The following is a 390-nucleotide window of genomic DNA, read 5'->3' as shown; positions in this document are numbered from 1 at the left end:
GTCGATGCCGGCGCGCTCCAGGGCCTCCCAGGAGGTTTCCAGCAGCAGGCGCTGCTGCGGGTCCATCGCGGTGGCCTCGCGCGGGCTGATGCCGAAGAACTCCGGCTCGAACACGGCGGCGTCCTGGAGGAATCCGCCCTTGCGCGTGTACGTCCGGCCGACGGCGTCGGGGTCGGGGTCGTAGAGGTTAGCGAGATCCCAGCCGCGGTCGGTGGGGAAGTCCGAGATGACGTCCGCGCCGTCCAGCGCGGCCCGCCAGAGGCCCTGGGGGGTGGTGATGTCACCGGGGTAACGGCAGGCCATGCCGACGATGACGATGGGGTCGTGGTCGGTGGTGGTGGTGCGGGTGGTGGTGGGGGTGTTGGTGGTGGTGCCTTGGATGTGTTGGTC

The 390-nt window shown here is 70.3% G+C and carries 1 pseudogene; it reads right to left on the bottom strand.

The features are described 5' to 3' along the window. Positions 1-336, bottom strand: a pseudogene (locus ADK60_RS25240) (beta-ketoacyl synthase N-terminal-like domain-containing protein); the annotation flags it as partial. Positions 337-390 lie beyond the last annotated feature (54 nt).

Origin of the sequence: Streptomyces sp. XY431 (assembly GCF_001279805.1) — a bacterium.
Lineage (GTDB): Bacteria > Actinomycetota > Actinomycetes > Streptomycetales > Streptomycetaceae > Kitasatospora > Kitasatospora purpeofusca.
The sequence above is the reverse complement of the archived record's forward strand: the minus strand, read 5'-3'. Positions and strand labels throughout refer to the sequence as shown.